Consider the following 19,312-nt stretch of genomic DNA (forward strand, 5'->3'; position numbering starts at 1 on the left):
TTCTTTGTATGGTATTTAACTAAGCTCTTTTTACATTAACAGCTTGAAGACCTTTGCGACCTTCGGCTTCTTCATACTCCACATCATCATTGTCGCGAAGCCCGTTTAAGCCTCCTGCAACATCTTTAAAATGTACGAAGATATCTTTACCGTCTTCGCCAACAATAAAACCATAACCTTTCTGGCTGTTAAACCATTTTACTTTTCCAGTTTTCATATATTCTATTTTTATTAATTATACTGTATTGTCTAACTGAAAAATAATGGCTTTTAATCAGAAATCCTGTATACAGTTTGTCAAAGATATGGTTTTATCTCAGAAGTCAACTATCAGCATATAAATAATTTATTTATTCGGCTGGGGCGTTAAACGCAGATAAGGCTTAACTTCTCTGAAACCTTTAGGAAATTTAGCCGGAATATCTTCTGTTTTGATAGCAGGCGAAACCACCACATCTTCACCCTCTTTCCAGTCGGCCGGCGTAGCTACACTATACTTATCGGTTAGCTGTAAGGAATCGATCACACGCAGGATCTCCTGGAAATTACGTCCGGTTGATGCCGGATAGGTGATAATTAACTTAATGGTTTTATCGGGTGCTATTACAAACAACGACCTTACGGTGGCTGTTGCCGATGCATTGGGGTGGATCATATTATAGGCTTCGGCAACTTCACGGTTTTCGTCGGCAATAATGGGGAAGTCAACTTCAACATCCTGGGTTTCGTTAATATCCTTGATCCATCCTTTATGTGATTCTGCCGAATCTACGCTTAACGCGATCACCTTTACGTTACGTTTGGCAAATTCATCTTTTAATGCAGCAGTGCGCCCTAATTCTGTTGTACAAACCGGTGTATAATCGGCCGGGTGCGAGAAAAGAACTGCCCAGCTATCGCCTAAATAATCGTAAAAGTCAATTTCGCCTTGCGAAGTTTGTGCTTTAAAGTTTGGTGCTTTATCACCTAATCGTAAGCTCATAGTTTTAATATTTATTGTTTAACAATTAATGTCTACTAAGTTAGTAGATTTAATATTGAAATAACCAATATAAATTATAATAGTTTGGTCAAAATAATGTATTTTGTTTTTTGATCAGCTTCGGGCCGCTGATATTGAGGCCCGTAAGCGCATTCAGTTTATTCACCGTATAATCAGCCAGTATAGGAGTATCTTTTTCATCATGCTGATGCAGGAAAAAATAAACCGACTGCAAACCGTTCTCTAACCATTCGGTGATGCGTTCGGCCCATTGATCTATACGTTCATAATCAGTAGGATGCAAACCGTTACCTACAAAGCGGACAAATGCTTCCGGTATAGTGAGCTCCATGTGCACGCAATCCCGGCGACCGCTGGCATCGGTAATTACGGCCCCCTTCTTTAATTCAGCAAGCATGGTAAATAATTCGTTCCTTGCTCCGGTATCACTAAACCAATCTTTATGGCGCACTTCAACAAATACCTTAAAATCTTCCGGTAAATGTTCAAGATAGCTTTTCAGAGCCGTAAAGTTCTTCGGGCCAAAGTTATCATTCAGCTGCAGAAAGGCCGGCCCCAGGTAATTGCCAAATGCGGCCATACTTTCCAGGTAACTGTTGGTTGCTTCTTCTGCCCCAAGTAACCGTTTAATATGTGTGATCTGACGTGGAAATTTAGGGCAAAACAAAAATTCCTTTCCGGCCGATTCAGCTTTTTCACGCCAGGCGCTTACCTGTTCAGGCTTTGGCATGGCATAAAAAATGCCATTCATTTCTATGCTGTTAAAATGCTTCACATATTCAGAAAGGAAATCGGCCTCTTTGGTTTTTTCGGGATAAATAAGACCGATCCATTCTTTTCGCCCCCATTTGGCACAACCGGTATATATTCCCGGATGCCGGGCTACGGTTTGCCCGGATAATACTTTTCGTGTAAGCAGGGTATCTTCGGGAAGATCAAAATCAACCTGCAAAAGTTCATTCAAAGGTAAACGGCCAAACTCCATAAGCGGATATTATCAGTTAGGTTTTACCTTACAAAAATAAAAAAGGGAAGCAGATAACTGCTCCCCTTTTTCTATGTTATTTCTGATACTGTTTATTTTACAGCATCAACAATAGCTTTGAACGCTTCCGGCTCATTCATGGCTAAATCGGCCAGTACTTTACGGTTTAAACCGATGTTTTTGGCTGATAATTTACCCATTAACTGTGAATAGGAAATTCCATGATGGCGGGCGCCTGCGTTGATACGTTGTATCCATAAAGCCCTGAATTCTCTCTTTTTAGCTTTACGATCGCGGTAAGCGTATTGTAAACCTTTTTCTACTGTGTTTTTGGCAATGGTGTAAACCTTGCTGCGTGATCCCCAATAACCTTTGGCTAATTTCAGGATCTTTTTTCTTCTTCTTCTTGAAGCTACTGCGTTAACCGAACGTGGCATGTTGTTTTGTTTTTTGGTAAACGGTGTTTAGTTACTCTAAATCTTTGGCCGGATTACCGGCACCGGGTACCTGGTTAAAAAATTTGTTGTTTACTTCCCGATACAAAGCATACGTTTTACGTTACCTAAATCAGCATCAGCTACTAAGCTGCTCTGACCTAAATTACGCTTACGTTTTTTAGACATCTTGGTTAAGATGTGGCTCATGTATGCGTTGTTTCTCTTGATTTTACCTGTTCCAGTAAGCTTAAACCGCTTTTTGGCACTGGAATTGGTTTTCATTTTTGGCATAACAGATATATTAACAATTAATAGTTTACTACTTATTTTTTTGAGCCTTTGGGCGCTACGGTAAGAAACATACGTTTCCCTTCCAGTTTCGGAAGCTGCTCAACCTTGCCGACTTCTTCTAATGCCTGGGCAAACTTTAATAAAAGTATTTCGCCCTGCTCTTTATATACAATTGCCCGGCCCTTAAAATGCACATAGGCCCGAACTTTCTCGCCGTTCTCTAAGAACCCAATGGCATGCTTCAGCTTAAACTGAAAATCATGATCGTTGGTATTAGGGCCAAAGCGTATCTCTTTAATAACGGTTTGCTTGGCGTTGGCCTTGATCTCCTTCAGCTTTTTCTTTTGCTCATATATAAACTTATTATAATCAATAACCTTACATACGGGCGGATTTGCATTCGGTGAGATCTCTACCAAATCTAACTCCTGCTCTTCGGCAATGGCAAGAGCCTGACGCAACGGAAAAATGCCCGGTTCAACATTATCGCCTACCAAACGCACTTCCGGTGCTTTGATATGCTCATTGATGTTGTGTTCTGCTTCTTTCTTTTTAAACGGAGGGCGTGGGCCCCTGTTAAAACCTGGTCTTCCTAATGCCAAATGAAATTAAATTTAAACTGTTATTTCTTTAATTAATTGATTTTTAAACTCTTCCGCTGTAAAGCTTCCCATATCTCCTGCTCCATGCCGGCGTACAGAAACCTTATTTTCATTCATTTCCTTCTCGCCGATGATTAGCATGTACGGGATTTTCTTCACTTCTGCATCACGTATCTTCCTGCCAATCTTCTCGTCTCTTAAATCAATCAAGCCGCGAATATCGGAATTATTAAGAGATTCTAAAACTTTTTTTGCATAATCTTCGAATTTTTCGGAGATGGGCAAAACGATAAATTGCTCAGGGCTAAGCCACAACGGGAAGTTTCCGGCGCAATGCTCAATAAGCACGGCAACAAAGCGTTCCAGCGAGCCAAAAGGCGCCCGGTGTATCATTACCGGCCGGTGTTTGGTATTATCGCTGCCGGTATATTCCAGCTCAAAACGTTCGGGTAAATTGTAGTCTACCTGTATGGTTCCCAGCTGCCATTTCCGGCCAAGCGCATCCTTAACCATAAAATCGAGCTTCGGCCCGTAAAAAGCGGCTTCGCCCAACTCTACAACGGTGTTCAGGCCTTTTTCTTCGGCTGCCTCAATAATAGCGGCTTCGGCCAGCCTCCAGTTTTCATCGCTGCCAATGTACTTTGACTTATTATCGGGATCACGAAGCGAAACCTGGGCGGTGTACTCGTCAAAGCCAAGCGCATTGAATACGTACAATACCAGGTCTATTACTTTCTTAAATTCGTCTTTTACCTGATCCGGACGGCAAAATAAATGGGCATCGTCCTGCGTAAATCCGCGAACGCGGGTCAATCCGTGTAACTCCCCGCTTTGCTCATACCGGTAAACGGTTCCAAACTCGGCGTAACGCACCGGCAAATCTTTGTACGAGCGTGGCTTGGATTTATAAATTTCGCAATGATGCGGGCAATTCATCGGCTTTAACAGGAACTCCTCTCCTTCCTGCGGTGTTTTGATGGGCTGGAAAGAATCGGCGCCATATTTCTCATAATGGCCGGATGTGATGTATAAGTTTTTATGCCCGATATGCGGGGTAACTACCTGCTCATATCCTGCCTTTGCCTGTGCATTTTGTAGAAAACGGGTGAGCTTTTCGCGTAAAGCGGTTCCCTTGGGTAACCATAAGGGAAGCCCCATACCTACTTTCTCTGAAAAAGTAAACAGCTCTAACTCTTTACCCAGCTTGCGATGATCGCGTTTTTTAGCTTCCTCGATCATCTGCAGATATTCGGTCAGCTCGCTTTGCTTGGGGAAGGTAACACCATAAATGCGGGTAAGCTGTTTGCGGGTTTCATCGCCACGCCAGTAAGCGCCAGCCACATTGGTAAGCTTTACGGCTTTTATAAAACCGGTATTGGGGATGTGCGGCCCACGACACAGATCGGTAAAATTACCTTGTGTATAGAAGGTGATGGTTCCGTCGGGCAGATCCTTGATCAGATCCAGCTTGTATTCATCGCCTTTTTCGGTAAAATAAGCTACTGCTTCGGCTTTGCTTACCGGCTTACGAACGTATTCTGACTTGTTCTTAGCCAGCTCAAGCATCTTATCTTCGATCTTTTTGAAATCATCTGAAGAGAATTCCTGATCGCCAAAATCCACATCATAATAAAAGCCGGTTTCTATGGCCGGCCCTATTCCGAATTTTATTCCCGGATAGAGCGCTTCTAATGCTTCGGCCAGTAAGTGAGCAGACGAATGCCAGAAGGTTGATTTTCCGGCGGTATCATTCCACGTAAGCAGCTTTAAGGTAGCATCGGTTTCTATCGGACGGCTGGCATCCCATACCTGTCCGTTAACTTCGGCGCCCAGTACATTGCGGGCTAAACCTTCTGAAATGGATTGAGCAACCTGGTATGAAGTTGTTCCTTTTTCGTATTGCCTGACCGAGCCGTCAGGAAGCGTAATGTTAATCATCTACAACTATGATTTTAATATTTAAGCTGCAAAAATAGATTTTTTACGGCTTGGTTAAGCTAAAAAATTACTTACTTTTTTTAACAACCTTTTTTACTTCTGCCCGTTTATATAGTCAGATTGAAAAAATGAGGTAACAATTCTACCGGTTGCCTGATTTAGTGTAAAAGGATATAGTCATGAGAACAAACTTGTTAACCCGGATTGCTTTTTCAATTATTGTTTATGCATTATTGGTAACAGCTATTATGATGTATATGCTGTAACATAATTAAAAACACTACCCTATGAGCGTTCTAAAAAAGAAAGCAGATAAACCTGATAAAAGCCTGAACAGTTCCTGACCGGTAGCGGCGGATTATACATTTCCCCAGCCGGATGTGAGCACATCGGCAATGTGCATGGTTTTTAGAGGCAGGTTATTTTTATCGATATAGGCTTGCAGGTGCAACAAGCACGAGGCATCTGTAGAAATGATGTATTCTGCGTCCATAGCCAGTGCATTGTCTGTTTTTTGCTGTGCCATAGCGCTTGAAATGGCTTCAAATTTTACAGCGAAGGTTCCGCCAAAACCGCAGCAGGTATCGGTATCTTTCATTTCAACCAAGTCCAGACCATGTACTTTAGACAGCAATTGACGGGGCTCATCCTTTATTTTACATTCCCGCAAGCCGGAGCATGAATCGTGATAAACTGCACGGCCTTCCAGTTCTGCGCCGAAATAGTCTTTCTTAGCGATATTGACCAGGAAATCAGACAATTCATGAATATGATTCTGCACATTGCGGCATTTGTTGTGCACTACCGTATTGGTAAACAGATCGCTGTAATAGTTTTTAACCATGCCCGTGCACGATGCGGATGGTGATACAATGTAACTTTCTTCGGAAAAATCGTTTAAGAATTTACTCCCTACTTTTTTAGCTTCATCCCAGAATCCCGCGTTAAAGGCAGGTTGTCCGCAGCATGTTTGTTGCGGGTTATACGATACCTTGCAACCGGCTTTTTCTAATAACCTGATGGTATTAAATGCGGTCTGAACAAATAGCTGATCAATAAAACAGGGAATAAAAACTTCTACTTTCATGCTTGCGGCTTGAATAATAACGCCCAAAATTCAGAAAAAATATCGGTTCTTACGCAGCCGGGATAGCATTATATGACTTTTTTACTTTCAGAACAGTAGCCAGGATCAGCAAACCAACAATGAAAAATACCGCCAGGGATAACGCCGAATTACGGATATTGTTGGTCAGCTCTTCAATAAATCCAAAACTGAACAAACCGATTACAATGGCTACCTTTTCGGTAACATCGTAAAAGCTGAAGAAGGATGTGGTATCCGGTGTGTTTTCTGGCAGGAACTTGGAATAGGTTGAGCGTGAAAGCGATTGAATACCACCCATAACCAGACCCACCACAACAGCCAGGCCATAAAACTGATACTCATTTTGCAGGTAGTAGGCAACTACACAGACACCTATCCATATACACACTACGCCGATCAGCACAGCGATATTGCCGATCTTTTTTGCGAAAACAGACATGATATACGCTCCCGGAATAGCCACCAGCTGAATAACCAATATAGTTGCTATTAATTTGGATGTACCGAGGTGCAGTACCTTCTCACCGAAGTTGGCGGCCACCAGCATAACGGTTTGTACGCCCATAGAATAAAAGAAAAAGGCCAATAAAAACCGTTTCAATACAGGCATCAGCTTTAGCTGGTGCCATACTTTGCCCAGTTCCTGGAAGCTGTTTCTTACCAGGCTTTTATTCAGCTTTGACTGGTTGCGGTTTCCTTCGGGAAGCTTACTGAAAGGAATTTGAGAAAAAGCTATCCACCATACGCCTACCAGCAGGAAAGATAGCCTTGCCGGGAAGGATTTATCGGCAAACCAGCTATCATTCAGCACGAAAACAAAACAGATGATCTGCAACAAAACACTGCCGATATAACCGTATGCGAAACCCTGGGCGCTTACGCGATCCTGTTCATCGGTAGTGGCAATTTCGGGCAGGTATGAATTGTTAAACAATACTCCGCCGATATAGCCCATGGCCGCAATGGCCGAACAGATCACGCCAAGCTCCAGCGTACTGAGCTTAAAAAAGAACAGGCCGCAACAGGCTAAACCACCCATGTAGGTAAAGAATTTCATGAATGATTTTTTATTGCCATGATAATCTGCCACCGATGATAAAACAGGCAGCAGAATAGCCATGATAAGATAAGCCACCGCCAACGAATAATTTGCCAGGGCCGTATTGATAAACTCCATTCCAAAGAAGCTGACACGGTCGCCGTGCTCTTTGGTAGTTGTAATAATGGTATAATATGCCGGGAATATGGTTGAGGTAATAACCAGGTTATAGGCTGAGTTAGCCCAGTCAAACATGGCCCAGGCACGAATAACGCCTTTATTGTTTTTTTGTTTCATGGCAGGCTAAAAGTATGTAAAAAACCGGAATTGCAACTAATCCGGAAGCAATGCAATTTTAGATGGTAAGCTTTCATGCGCCTCAGCAAAGCGAAGTTATAAAACGTTGCAGACAGGCGTAGCCATTTCAATACCCAATACGCACTACTCAATACCAGCTTGCTCAAAAAACGCGTCACCAAAGTTTACCAGAAACAGTTCTGTAGTAGCACGGGTAACGGCGGTGTACAGCCAGCGCAAAAACTCGGTATCTATCATATCCTCGGTCAAAAAGCCCTGGTCTACGAATACGGCATTCCACTGGCCGCCCTGGGCCTTATGACAGGTAACCGCGTACGCGAATTTAACCTGCAGGGCATTGTAATAGGGATTTGTTTTCAGTTCCAGCATACGCTGATGTTTATTACCGATATGCTCGTAATCCAGCATGACGGTTTCGTATAATCGCTTGCTGTCTTCGCCCGAAAGGCTTGGCGTATCACTATATAACGTATCGATTAAGATTTTGCAGCTTAATGGCTCCTCATCTGGATAATCTACAAATTCAAGCACCACATCGGCAAACCTAAAGCCATACATTTCGTGGATATTGCGCACCCGCCGGATGCGGGCAATATCACCGTTAGCAATAAACGTATTGGCTTCCTCATTTTGTTTCCAGTAATAATTGTTTCGAACAATCATCACGTAATCGCCGCCGGTAAGCTCTTCCTCACGGTACAATATGCGGTTTCGTATCTGCTGGTTGTAGCTGTTGGCACCTTTATTCGAACGGCATATCAGCAGCGTATTTTCCATGCCGTATTTATCATAAGCGTACTGCAAGCCTTCCGCCAAACGCTCACCATTCATCCGGTAAATATCCCTGTAGGATTTTACCGTGAACCGGGGCAGGATTTGCTTCTCCTTACGTATCAGCTCCCTGATGCGTGTGGCATTATACAAAATGCCCGAGCTTTTCTGCTGACGCACCACATCCGTCAGCTCATAACTGAACAAGGTTAGCCCGAAGGTGCTGCTTAGCAATTCCTGGTCTAACGCCGGGCTGCGTTTGCTGCCTACCGGCGGTAGCTGTGCCGTATCGCCAACCAGCATGAGCTTACAGTTTTTACCATTATACACGTAGCTTACCAGGTCATGAAGCAGGCCAAACCGGCTGAAATCCGCATGCTCATTGCTGATCATAGAAGCCTCATCCACAATAAACAGGGTATTTTCGGCCATATTGGGCGCCAGCATAAAAGCGGAAGCCGGGTCCATAGCCGATTTTTTACGGTATATTTTTTTGTGGATAGTAAAAGCCTTCCGGCCCGAATAATTACTGATAACCTTTGCCGCCCGGCCTGTTGGCGCCAGAAGCACCGCTTTTAGCCGTAAAACGGGTAAAGTTTTTACCAGGTTACTTATCAGTGTGGTTTTACCGGTTCCCGCGTATCCTTTCAGCAAAAAACAATCGTCGCCGTTATCAGCCTGTATAAACTGTTCAAAACGTAAAAAAACTTCTTCCTGCTGTTTGGTGGGTATATGATTAAATTGTTTATGAAGCAATGCGGCTACCTGCATGGTGTAAAGTTGCGGAATACTGCCTATTATCCAAAAAAATTTTAGCTTTGTTACGCATGTTAGTAAGTAAAGAATTATATCTGGCCGAAGAGGATTTTAAATCGCAGCATTCTTCCAAGTGTGATTTGCTCATAAAGATTACCGGAACGCAATGTATCTATGCCATTATTGACCAGTTGCACGACCGTATTAAAATACTGGCAGAACACCGCATTCAGAATACTGACGAACTTAAAGCCCTGCTGGATAGCGATGCTCTTTTTAATTACTATTACCGTAAGGTCAAAATTGCGCTGTACACTAAAAAGTTCACGTTTATACCGCACGAGGTTTACAATGTCAATAATCTGTCTGCTTACAGCAAATTTATACAGGCTAAACCCGAAACCGTTTCCGTTATCCCGGTAAAACAGGCCGCTATTCGTAACGTCACTGATTTAAGTCACCCGTTCAGGGAACTTTTACAGGAAAAATTTCCGCAGGCACGCTTCTACAGCCAGGTAGAAACACTGATTGAGCCCGCCATTAAACATCTCCAGAAAGAGGACGGCACGTATCTGCACCTCCATATCAACCAGCATAACCTGGAATTGCTGGCCACCCGCAATAAACAGGTGTTATTGTATAATGTATATCCGGCCGCTACGCCTGATGAATTCAATTATTTTCTACTACTGGCCATTCAGCAGCTTAATCTTTCTGAAACCGACACCGAGGTAACGCTCAGCGGTCAGGTTGATGAGCAGGATGAATGGTATAGCCGTGTGCAAAAGTATTTTCACCATATCCGCTTCGCGGGATGGAATGAAATGATACATATCCCCGAACTGTTTAACGAAATACCTGCTCATCGTTACTTTACCTTAGCCGGACTGAACGAATGCGAATAATCGGCGGTCGGTTAAAAGGATTGCGCTTAAATCCGCCGGCCAATCTGCCGGTAAGGCCAACCACCGACATGGCTAAGGAAGCCTTGTTTAACATCCTGAATAACCTGGTTGATTTTGACGGTCTTACCGTGCTGGATTTGTGCAGCGGTACGGGCAGCATCGCACTGGAATTTGCATCGCGTGGAGCTGCAAAAATTACTGCCGTGGATTTAAGTTCTGCATGCGTACAGTACCTGAAAAACACAGCCAAAAGCTATGAGCTAACCCAAGTAAAAACTATCAAAGGCGACATTTTCAAATATCTGGCTCATGAGACTGTGGCTTACGATTTAATTTTCGCCGACGCCCCTTACGACCATCCTAAGCTGCCTACTATTCCTCAACTGGTTTTTGACAATAACCTGCTCTCACCCGATGGATTGCTGATTGTGGAACACCCGTCTACCATTAAACTGGATTATTATCCGCAGTTTACGCAGCAACGTAAATACGGGTACTCTTCGTTTAGTTTTTTTGAAAATTAGAGTATTGCGTACAGCGTATTGAGTATTGCGACAATAGCTTGTGATTCATGGCTGATGGTCGAAAAGTTAGATAGAAAGTGAGCTAAACTCACTTCATCCCATATCTCAATACGCTATACTCACTACACAATACCGACTCCTAAATCTTCCTATCCACATCCCAGGCTTCCAGGTAATCGGCTATTTTACGTAAGAACATACCGCCCAGAGCGCCGTCAACAATACGATGGTCGTATGAAAGCGAGAGGAACATCATGTGGCGGATTCCAATTACATCGCCATATTGCGTTTCGATAACAGCAGGCTTTTTAATGATGGAACCGATGGCCAGGATAGCTACCTGCGGCTGGTTAATAATGGGCGTACCCATGATATTGCCAAACGAACCGATATTGGTAATGGTAAATGTGCCGTCCTTCACTTCGTCCGGTTGCAGTTTATTGGCCCGGGCACGGTTAGCCAAATCATTTACCGCCTTGGTTAAACCTACCAGGTTAAACTGGTCGGCAGATTTGATGACCGGAACAATTAAATTTCCGGACGGTAAGGCAGTAGCCATACCGATATTAATGCTCTTCTTCTTAATGATACGCGTTCCGTCGAGCGAAATATTTACCATCGGAAAATCGCGGATGGCACGTGCCGCTGCTTCAATAAATATCGGCGTAAAGGTTATCTTCTCCCCTTCCCGTTTCTCAAACTCGCCTTTTATCCGTTCACGCCATTTTACAATATTCGTTACATCAGCTTCCACAAACGAGGTTACGTGCGGCGCTATTTGCTTGCTGGCTACCATGTGGTCGGCAATGAGCTTACGCATACGGTCCATTTCTATAATCTCATCTGTACCGGAAACAGATGTGGCAGGCCTGTAACTATGGGGCTCAGGTTCCGGATGTGTTACCGGATTAGTATTTTCAGGCACAATAGCTGCACCAGACCGCTGTTTCTGTACAAAATCAAGAATATCCTGTTTGGTCACCCGGCCATCAATACCGGTTCCCGGAATTTGCTCAAGCTGCTCCGGGGATATGCCCTCTTCGGCAGCTATGCTTTTCACCAAAGGTGAATAAAAACGTGATGTATTTTTAAAACCGGCCTGTGCGGAGGGTTGAGAAGCACCCAACGATGGCAATTCTTCAGCAGGGCTTATTCCCGGAATAGCAGATAAGAGTTCTTCTGTTACGTTTTCTTCTGCAACTTCCTGCTCCGTAATCGTCGTTTCCGGTTCCGCAACATCTTCGGTTTCTATTAAGGCTATAACATCACCCACCTGAGCTACCTGCTCTTCAGAAAATAACTGCTTTAGCAAGGTACCACTTACCGGCGACGGAACATCGGAGTCTACCTTATCGGTAGCTATTTCAAGTATAGGTTCATCGGCTTCAATACGGTCGCCGGGTTGTTTTAACCATTTTACGATGGTAGCTTCGGCTACACTTTCGCCCATCCTGGGAAGTAATAATTCAAACTGAGCCATCTGTTTTTATTAGCCTTTACCGCAAAAATAAACCTTTTAACGAATTTTGCCCGGCTTATTATGGATTTATCTGAACTTCTTCCCGGAGCAACTGAAACAATAAAGCAAGTCCGGCAACAGCGCTCCGTTCAATATTCTGGATACGTTTGCTTCCGAAAATAAACTGCCGGGCAATGATTTTATCCCGGTTTGCAACTGCAATCCACACTGTTCCAACAGGTTTATCGGGCGTACCGCCATCAGGCCCGGCAATGCCGCTTATGGCGATGCTGTAATCTGCATTATAATGCGATATAACGCCCTTTGCCATTTCCTCTACCGTTTGCTGGCTTACTGCTCCATACTGTTCCAGCGTTTCGGGCGATACTCCAAGCATACGCTGTTTTAATGCATTGGAATACGATACGGCTCCGCCAAGAAACACAGCGCTGCAACCAGGATGCTGCGTAATAAGGTGCGACAAATAACCGCCGGTACAGCTTTCGGCAACAGCCAGCTTAAGATTATTTGCCAGCATCAGGTTCAGAATGGCTTCTTCTATGGCGATATCCTGCGTTGCAATAACATGGTCAGACAAACGCTTAGTAATTTCAGATGTAAACCGGCTAATCTCCTGCTCTATTGCTGCCAAATCATCGCCATAACCGCTTAACCGCAATCGAACATTACCCAGCTTGGGCAGGTAAGCCAGCCTGATATGCGCAGGCAGCCGGTCTTCAATATCGGCAATCTGCTCTGCAAGATACGATTCACCAAGGCCTGCTGTCAGTATCGTTTGATGCACGATGGCACCCATCTTAAACCGGGCCTGCAAACGTGGATATACGTATTGCTGCATGAGGTACTTCATCTCATGCGGTACACCGGGCAACGAAACCAGCACATTATCATCAAATTCAAACCACATTCCGGGAGCTGTACCGTTTTCGTTGAGCAGCACTGTACAATTTTCGGGCACATCAGCCTGCATCCTGTTAATTTCCAGCATCGGGCGATTGGTACGCGAAAATATGCGCTCCACGTTTTTTAATGTGGCCTCATCACGTTTAAAACCGACATTAAAATACCGGGCAAGTGTTTTTTTGGTAATATCATCTTTGGTTGGCCCCAATCCGCCGGTCATGATAATAATATTAGCCCGTTTCGCGGCGGCATTCAGCGCCTCGGTGATATGTCCGGCATCATCAGAAACAGAGGTAATCTGCTTTACGCGGATTCCCCTATCGTTAAGTCCGGTAGCAATCCATGCGGAATTGGTATCAATAACCTGCCCGATGAGTAATTCGTCTCCTATAGTAATAATCTCGGCTTGCATTTTTAGTTGCTGGTTGTTAGTATTAGTTGAAGGACGAAAGTACAAAAAGTGGCTTAATGACGCATTAACCTAAAAGAATAGTTAATAATTGACAAAACATTACGTATTAAACAGACCAAAGTTTATAACTTCGCCTTATTGAGATTTAACTCGTTTAGTTAACAATCCGTAGTTATAATGCTAAAGTCTGACAACAAGGCTATGGGGGCAAGGATAAATACCAGGGAGCCATATTTACATTTTATATTAATTGTTGAAAAATGAAAAATATAATTTACCCGTTGATAATTTTATTTTCTGCTTGCGCTCCAAAGAATAAACATCCTGCTAAACATATTCGGGCCGATGGAACAATAAGCACCGATTCTCTTCAAATAATAACAGATGGCGTCATTATTAAAAACAATCAACAATTAACTGATTCAGCTAAGACTTTTACCCTGCATCCGGGTTTAAAACCACCTCTCACAGGAGATTTACCTTTTGGCAGTGATATTTTGGCAAATACTAAGTTTCCGTCTAAATGGGATACTTCAGAAGAGGCGACTGACAAGGACAAGCAAATAGATGATTTATGGCTCCAAGCTTACCACTATTACAACGTAATAGATGAAAAAAAAGTCATTAGTAAACCTAATATTAAGAACGTTGAATATATACGGCTTAATTACCCCTATAATTTCATAGATTCAATTACAAATTCAATAGATTCAGTAAGATATCAGTTGCCAGATTTCGGCCCTTATAAATGTTACTACGCACAACTGACTTATCTCAAGGCAATAGAAAAGCCATATTGTCGTGAAGCCGGAAATTTAATTTTATATAACCCTGAAACAGGTCACGCAAAAGTTATCAATGTGTTTTTTAGTACAGAGGGTGAAATAGAAGCTGAATATAGATTATTTTATATAGGTAAAAATAGGGTAATTCAGATTTTTTACAGTAAAGGAGGGGAATTGGAGAGCTATTTTAAACGTGAGTTTTTGATAAGAGTAGATGACGATGGAAAAGTTGTAATTAAGAAACTATAAAATTGTTTTAGTTACGCGGTTTAACTCGTTTAGTTAATAAACCTGAATGTGAAATATGGAATAATAAACAGAAATACGATGAAAAGTAAGCAAACTCACCTTGTATACAATCTTAACTTCATATCAAATGGAAAGCGTACTGTTGATGGTCAAACATGCGATTTGATAGATAAAAATGCCAGTCCAAACTATTCGGGTATTTGCATGCTGCTTAATGCTATCCACACCAATTTAGAGGCATTGCTAACCGTGCGAATGCAACTTCAGGGTATTCCCGGCGAAAATTTCAATACAGCTGGCATAACATTAAAATTATTAGGGGATAATTGCCATATTTATGACAATGACAATATGATTGATAATGTTTCACGTGCAGACCTAAGACAAATTATAACAGAGTACAATAATTTCTTGCTGCAACCTTCAGATTGGGATATACTTTCAAGCAAAGCAAAACAATATCATTTAAAATTTGAAGTATTGAGATATGCAGATGGAACCAATTGGCCTAAGATATTTTGCAATAATGATTTTACCGGCTCAACAATTAATAGGTCATTAGCAGATTTCATTGATGGTATGGGACCTAAATCAATAGATTCGGTAATTTATGATATTACGAGCGAGAATCCTTTCAACAGGAGTATTTCTGAATATCAGGTTTGGGGTGGTTATGAAGAAGTAGTAGAAATTTTTTCATCCCCTGCCAGAGCCGTTTTCAATGATGGTATGGAAGTTCCGTTACAGGATTTTTTAGATATACTCCAGGAATGGAAAGATTTCCTGAATTCATTGCCGTACAAACATACACATACACTATCTAACATGTAACGGGCATATTCTGCAAGGCACGTTGAATATAGAACTTAAGCAGAGCGTTATTCATGTTTAGTCCACCCTAGGATTGTGCTCTTTGTATTGCTTCTTACTTCTTTATTCTTGTATCTAAAATAAATCCAACGTTTATCATTGTCAACTGTCAGTTATCAACTATCAATTAATATTGCTTCCGGTCTTTGCTGACTTTCCCGGCCTCCGGACTATAAGCTATGAACCATGAACTATAAGCTATCCGCTATCAATAATTATTAAAGTAATCGCGGCGGCGGTTCAGCTTCAAATCTTGTAAGATAGACGCTTTTACCCGCAGGTCAATGCTGTAACTGCGATATGGGCCGAACGGAACCCAGCGCATGGATAAATCCCAACAATGGAGGTCGCGGTAAATAGAAAACTGCGTAAGGCTTATTTTATGCTGCTGAAAGTCGAATCCCGAAGTGTATTGCACCTTCCATTTGGGCGTCACGTTAAAATCCCCGGAAAAATTCAGCGTATTGGTTATCGTTCGATAGGCGGCCAGTCCCGGGTTGCTGTAATTAAAGCTGTACGATGCCGATATATTCCATGGGATATTGAAATCAACAAACGCATTCGGGTCACGGCTTATGCGGGCCAGCGCTTCGGATAATTGCGGATTCATTGTTCCCTGCTTCATCTGCTCGGTAGCACTGTTCTTGCTTTTGGCGGCTTCGGAGTTGAAACTGAAATCGAACGACAAACCGAAGTTAGTCAAGCGGGCCAGCTTACCATCGGATAAGGCATACTTGTTGATACGTGTTCCGGCAGAATTAATCTCATAAGGGTCAAAGGTTCCGTAAAAGTTCACGCCGAATTTTTGCTTAAAGAAAGCAGTTCTTCCCGAAAAAGAGATGGTAGACAGTTTAAATGAATCGGCTACGAAATTGTAATTTCCACTAAAGGATAATCCCTGCAGAATGGGAATTTTCTCAAACTTTTCTGCGGCGGTATCGGCCTTAGCCTTCACTTTTGCCTCAATGTTGTTATCTACCGAAAAGCTGATACCAGCCTGTCGCCCCATGCCTGGGCCACCAAATATAGCACCGTCATAAATGGAGTATCGTTGGATGGTTCCTGCCGGGTCTATCACCTTATCACGGTAAAAACCGTACCGGTCGGCACCAAAATCAGGGGTGTACACAAAACTGGCTGAAGGTGTAATGACGTGCCTGATAGCTACCAGGTTACCTTTTTTAAAGTTCTTCATCCCATAAATTTTGGTTGAAAAGCCCGAGCTGATAGAATAATTATAAGCCCGGCTAAAGCCTGAGATGGTGTCGCGAACATCCGTGTTGGCCGGTGCAAATAAACGGCGTTGCCGGTATGTTTGCAGATACCAGCGTTCGGTATAGTTTACGCTGCTGTTAAATTGTAAATACTTAAGCACGTTAAGCGATAAGCTTACCGGGATATTGTGCTGAATACCGTTCTGGAAACGGCTCAAAAAGCCTTTTTTAAACAGCAGACTATCATAGGTGGCTATGCTGTTGCTTCCCTGCATGCTATAGCCTACAGAGATACGCTGATACCATTTTTGCTCGCCAACCCTGTCCTTCTTATCAAAAGGGTTAATGGTGCTCATGTTCAGGCTGAACTGGGGCAGTTGCAGATTCACCGTATGCGCCTGTAAGTCCTGGCTATGGCTAAGGCTGGATGTAAAGTTGAACAAACCATTGGCAAACACCTTACCATAGGCAATACTGGATGAAAGACTGTTCCGCGTAAGCTGGTCGATATCGTATGTACCGCCGGCCGCCGTAGTCTGGAAATACTGGCTGGTTCCTACGTTTACGCTTGCGCTGAAGGTTGTTCCGGGGTTAGCCTCCTGCCGCTGGCTATGGCTCCACTGGATGTTAAACTGCCGGGACGCTTTATTGCTTGGCGTACCTTCAATCCCACTTTTAATAGCCGCGTAATGGACGTTTACCGTTCCATCATATTTATAATTTTTACGATATCGGGCCAGTACGCTTCCTTCGTATGAACCTTTGCTGTAAAGCGTTCCGCGAATCTCGGCATCCCAATAATCACTCAAACCCAGATACCAGCCCAGATCACGCATGTAAAATCCACGGGCGCCGTCTTCGCCAAATGTGGGGAACAGCAGTCCCGAAGTACGTTTATTGGTTTTAGGAAAAAAGCCAAACGGTATAGCCGCCGGAATCGGAATGTCTTCAATAACCAGGTATGCCGGTCCGGTTACAATCTGCTTTTCGGTAACCACCCCTTTGACAATATGAATACCGAAATGCGGATGCGGCAGGTTACAAGTGGTGTAAATAGCATCCTTAATGGATATTTCGCCATACTGGTTCTTTTTGGACTGACCGGCCTGAATATATCCCCCTTCTACCTCGCTGGCAACGCCATACGTTTTACCTTTCTTGGTTTTGAAATTGAAATACAGCGAATCTGTTGCGGCGGGCGGCTCCTCGCCCTGTTTAAATATGGGTCGCCCGGTATAATGCTTCGTCTTATCGTCAACAACGCCACGGGCAAAAACCAGATTTTCTTTTTGTTTCAGCTCAATATAATTGGCATCCAGCTCAAAATCCTCATAGGTAATACGGGCTTTCCCGTACAGGTATACAATACTGTTTACCTTATCGAACCTGATAGAATCTTCGGCGCTGTATTTTACCTCGGTATTTAAGCCGGTAGCTGTTTTTACGTTTCCCTTTACCGAATCTGCCTTCACGGTATCTGTGCCTGCCATTTTTACGGTATCAGCAAGTATCAGGCGCTTATCTGGCTTAACCGTATCCTGAACGGTTGTTTGCGCAGACTGCGTTTGCGAAAACAGGTGCATTACACTCATTAACAGTAAAACCAGCAGGACAGCGCTTCGCACAAAAAAAACATTAATAAATTTCAAATTCGGTGCTGAATATTATTTTTGCAATAATAGTTTTCAAATCCGCCAAAATTAATGAAAATAATGCCATTGAAAAGATTGATTTATGGTTTCGTGTGTTTATTTGCAATCCTTCCATTAACATCATTTTCTAATAACTCACCAACAGACACTTATCGTATAAAGACCATCGTAATTGATGCCGGGCACGGCGGAAAAGATGGCTCAACCCACGGTGTTTATTCTAAAGAGAAAGACGTTGCCCTGAAAACCGCACTTAACCTGGGCAAAGCGATAGAAGCCAATTTAAAGGATGTAAAAGTAATTTATACCCGCACAGAGGATGTTTTTATACCTTTGTACGAACGTATCGGGATTGCAAACCGGGTAAAGGCTGACCTGTTTATATCGATACACTGTAACGATATGCCGGTGATATCACGTAAAGTGGCTAACGGTTACTATCGCGATAAGCGTGGCCGGAAGATCACACGATATAAGACAGTTTACAGCAAAAGTACTTCTACTCATGGTGTAGAGACGTTTGTATCGGGCTTTGGCCGTTTGGATGAGCAGGATGTGGTACTACGTGAAAATGCTTCTATCTTACTGGAAAATGATTACCAGGATAAATATGATGGATATGATCCGAAAGACCCGGAAAGTATCATTATGCTTTCGCTGATGAAAAATACGTTCAGAGACCAGAGCATTAAGCTGGCATCGCTGATACAGCAGGAATATGTTAAGGTTGGGCGTATTGATCGTGGTGTGCAGGAAAAAAGTCTGGCTGTACTGGCTCGTGCCGGAATGCCTGCGGTATTGACCGAAATCGGCTTTATCAGCAACCCGGAAGAAGAGGATTATATGAATTCAGAGAGCGGTCAAAACGAAATTGTGTCTTGTTTGTTAAACGCAATCCAGGCATATAAAAAACAAGTAGAAATAAACTAATGTCAAGTCAAAAGTAAAAATTCAAAAGTAAAAAGTTGAGTACAGCAAAATCTCGACTATTCGGGACAAAAACACATAACTATATTTTAATCAACAATATAAAAAATAAACTTATAGGTCGGTAAGGCGGGGGCAGATTG

Annotated in this window: 18 protein-coding genes; 5 read left to right on the forward strand and 13 right to left on the reverse strand. The window is 43.0% G+C overall.

Annotation, left to right across the window (positions count from 1 at the left end; translation table 11 throughout):
• Positions 1-19 precede the first annotated feature (19 nt).
• From FW774_RS09855 to FW774_RS09900, 10 genes are all read right to left on the reverse strand, one after another.
• Positions 20-217, reverse strand: coding sequence for a cold-shock protein (locus tag FW774_RS09855; RefSeq protein WP_149348014.1), 198 nt, complete (start codon positions 215-217; stop codon positions 20-22).
• A 129-nt stretch (positions 218-346) separates the two neighbouring features.
• The gene (locus tag FW774_RS09860; protein WP_149348015.1) at positions 347-982 is read right to left on the reverse strand and encodes a peroxiredoxin; all 636 of its coding nucleotides are present in this window, start codon (positions 980-982) and stop codon (positions 347-349) included.
• A gap of 88 nt (positions 983-1,070) precedes the next feature.
• On the reverse strand, positions 1,071-1,988 hold the full coding sequence (locus FW774_RS09865) for a DUF72 domain-containing protein (RefSeq protein ID WP_149348016.1): 918 nt from the start codon (positions 1,986-1,988) through the stop codon (positions 1,071-1,073).
• Between the two features lie 92 nt (positions 1,989-2,080).
• The gene (rplT, locus tag FW774_RS09870) at positions 2,081-2,425 is read right to left on the reverse strand and encodes a 50S ribosomal protein L20 (protein ID WP_149348017.1); all 345 of its coding nucleotides are present in this window, start codon (positions 2,423-2,425) and stop codon (positions 2,081-2,083) included.
• A 90-nt stretch (positions 2,426-2,515) separates the two neighbouring features.
• The gene (gene rpmI / locus FW774_RS09875; RefSeq protein WP_149348018.1) at positions 2,516-2,716 is read right to left on the reverse strand and encodes a 50S ribosomal protein L35; all 201 of its coding nucleotides are present in this window, start codon (positions 2,714-2,716) and stop codon (positions 2,516-2,518) included.
• Positions 2,717-2,748: 32 nt separating this feature from the next.
• Positions 2,749-3,318 (reverse strand): translation initiation factor IF-3, encoded by a 570-nt coding sequence (gene infC / locus FW774_RS09880; protein WP_149348019.1) that lies wholly within the window; start codon positions 3,316-3,318, stop codon positions 2,749-2,751.
• A 12-nt stretch (positions 3,319-3,330) separates the two neighbouring features.
• A complete protein-coding gene (gene thrS / locus FW774_RS09885; RefSeq protein ID WP_149348020.1) occupies positions 3,331-5,256 on the reverse strand; it encodes a threonine--tRNA ligase in 1,926 nt (641 codons plus the stop codon).
• A 358-nt stretch (positions 5,257-5,614) separates the two neighbouring features.
• A complete protein-coding gene (locus FW774_RS09890) occupies positions 5,615-6,343 on the reverse strand; it encodes a (Fe-S)-binding protein (protein WP_149348021.1) in 729 nt (242 codons plus the stop codon).
• A 49-nt stretch (positions 6,344-6,392) separates the two neighbouring features.
• Positions 6,393-7,700: an MFS transporter gene (locus tag FW774_RS09895; protein WP_149348022.1), complete on the reverse strand. Its 1,308-nt coding sequence runs from the start codon at positions 7,698-7,700 to the stop codon at positions 6,393-6,395.
• Between the two features lie 144 nt (positions 7,701-7,844).
• Positions 7,845-9,263 (reverse strand): ATP-dependent RecD-like DNA helicase, encoded by a 1,419-nt coding sequence (locus FW774_RS09900; protein WP_149348023.1) that lies wholly within the window; start codon positions 9,261-9,263, stop codon positions 7,845-7,847.
• 56 nt (positions 9,264-9,319) lie between these two features.
• On the opposite strand from FW774_RS09900, the gene FW774_RS09905 reads away from it, so the two are divergent.
• Both FW774_RS09905 and FW774_RS09910 read left to right on the forward strand, forming a co-directional pair.
• Positions 9,320-10,153, forward strand: coding sequence for a DUF3822 family protein (locus FW774_RS09905; protein ID WP_187774869.1), 834 nt, complete (start codon positions 9,320-9,322; stop codon positions 10,151-10,153).
• Positions 10,144-10,677, forward strand: a complete 534-nt coding sequence (locus FW774_RS09910; RefSeq protein ID WP_149348025.1) for an RsmD family RNA methyltransferase — start codon at positions 10,144-10,146, stop codon at positions 10,675-10,677. The genes FW774_RS09905 and FW774_RS09910 overlap by 10 nt, the downstream gene beginning before the upstream one ends.
• A 139-nt stretch (positions 10,678-10,816) precedes the next feature.
• Here the strand turns inward: FW774_RS09910 and FW774_RS09915 are convergent, their stop codons facing one another.
• Entirely contained in the window at positions 10,817-12,157 is a 1,341-nt protein-coding gene (locus FW774_RS09915) for a dihydrolipoamide acetyltransferase family protein (RefSeq protein WP_149348026.1), read from the reverse strand.
• Positions 12,158-12,215: 58 nt separating this feature from the next.
• Positions 12,216-13,472, reverse strand: a complete 1,257-nt coding sequence (locus FW774_RS09920) for a competence/damage-inducible protein A (protein WP_149348027.1) — start codon at positions 13,470-13,472, stop codon at positions 12,216-12,218.
• Between the two features lie 260 nt (positions 13,473-13,732).
• On the opposite strand from FW774_RS09920, the gene FW774_RS09925 reads away from it, so the two are divergent.
• Together FW774_RS09925 and FW774_RS09930 are read left to right on the forward strand one after the other, a co-directional pair.
• Positions 13,733-14,506 (forward strand): hypothetical protein, encoded by a 774-nt coding sequence (locus tag FW774_RS09925; RefSeq protein WP_149348028.1) that lies wholly within the window; start codon positions 13,733-13,735, stop codon positions 14,504-14,506.
• Between the two features lie 78 nt (positions 14,507-14,584).
• Positions 14,585-15,337 carry a hypothetical protein gene (locus tag FW774_RS09930; RefSeq protein WP_149348029.1) on the forward strand — a complete coding sequence of 251 codons (753 nt, stop codon included), beginning with the start codon at positions 14,585-14,587 and terminating at the stop codon, positions 15,335-15,337.
• A 247-nt stretch (positions 15,338-15,584) separates the two neighbouring features.
• On the opposite strand, the gene FW774_RS09935 is transcribed toward FW774_RS09930, so the two are convergent.
• Positions 15,585-18,239 (reverse strand): putative LPS assembly protein LptD, encoded by a 2,655-nt coding sequence (locus FW774_RS09935; RefSeq protein ID WP_317132761.1) that lies wholly within the window; start codon positions 18,237-18,239, stop codon positions 15,585-15,587.
• 63 nt (positions 18,240-18,302) lie between these two features.
• Here FW774_RS09935 and FW774_RS09940 point away from each other — a divergent pair, with 63 nt between their 5' ends.
• Complete coding sequence (locus tag FW774_RS09940; RefSeq protein ID WP_149348030.1) at positions 18,303-19,172, forward strand: N-acetylmuramoyl-L-alanine amidase; 870 nt, start codon at positions 18,303-18,305, stop codon at positions 19,170-19,172.
• Positions 19,173-19,312: the final 140 nt, after the last annotated feature.

The organism is Pedobacter sp. BS3, from assembly GCF_008274585.1.
Classification (GTDB): Bacteria; Bacteroidota; Bacteroidia; order Sphingobacteriales; family Sphingobacteriaceae; genus Hufsiella_A.

Bases quoted from the DNA above. Each gene is read 5' to 3' on its own strand.
- FW774_RS09895 (WP_149348022.1), bottom strand. From the start codon at position 7,700: ATGAAACAAAAAAACAATAAAGGCGTTATTCGTGCCTGGGCCATGTTT.
- FW774_RS09865 (WP_149348016.1), bottom strand. From the start codon at position 1,988: ATGGAGTTTGGCCGTTTACCTTTGAATGAACTTTTGCAGGTTGATTTT.
- FW774_RS09890 (WP_149348021.1), bottom strand. From the start codon at position 6,343: ATGAAAGTAGAAGTTTTTATTCCCTGTTTTATTGATCAGCTATTTGTT.
- FW774_RS09900 (WP_149348023.1), bottom strand. From the start codon at position 9,263: ATGCAGGTAGCCGCATTGCTTCATAAACAATTTAATCATATACCCACC.
- FW774_RS09940 (WP_149348030.1), top strand. From the start codon at position 18,303: ATGCCATTGAAAAGATTGATTTATGGTTTCGTGTGTTTATTTGCAATC.
- FW774_RS09915 (WP_149348026.1), bottom strand. From the start codon at position 12,157: ATGGCTCAGTTTGAATTATTACTTCCCAGGATGGGCGAAAGTGTAGCC.
- FW774_RS09930 (WP_149348029.1), top strand. From the start codon at position 14,585: ATGAAAAGTAAGCAAACTCACCTTGTATACAATCTTAACTTCATATCA.
- rplT (WP_149348017.1), bottom strand. From the start codon at position 2,425: ATGCCACGTTCGGTTAACGCAGTAGCTTCAAGAAGAAGAAGAAAAAAG.
- rpmI (WP_149348018.1), bottom strand. From the start codon at position 2,716: ATGCCAAAAATGAAAACCAATTCCAGTGCCAAAAAGCGGTTTAAGCTT.
- FW774_RS09925 (WP_149348028.1), top strand. From the start codon at position 13,733: ATGAAAAATATAATTTACCCGTTGATAATTTTATTTTCTGCTTGCGCT.
- FW774_RS09855 (WP_149348014.1), bottom strand. From the start codon at position 217: ATGAAAACTGGAAAAGTAAAATGGTTTAACAGCCAGAAAGGTTATGGT.
- FW774_RS09910 (WP_149348025.1), top strand. From the start codon at position 10,144: ATGCGAATAATCGGCGGTCGGTTAAAAGGATTGCGCTTAAATCCGCCG.
- FW774_RS09860 (WP_149348015.1), bottom strand. From the start codon at position 982: ATGAGCTTACGATTAGGTGATAAAGCACCAAACTTTAAAGCACAAACT.
- thrS (WP_149348020.1), bottom strand. From the start codon at position 5,256: ATGATTAACATTACGCTTCCTGACGGCTCGGTCAGGCAATACGAAAAA.
- FW774_RS09920 (WP_149348027.1), bottom strand. From the start codon at position 13,472: ATGCAAGCCGAGATTATTACTATAGGAGACGAATTACTCATCGGGCAG.
- FW774_RS09905 (WP_187774869.1), top strand. From the start codon at position 9,320: ATGTTAGTAAGTAAAGAATTATATCTGGCCGAAGAGGATTTTAAATCG.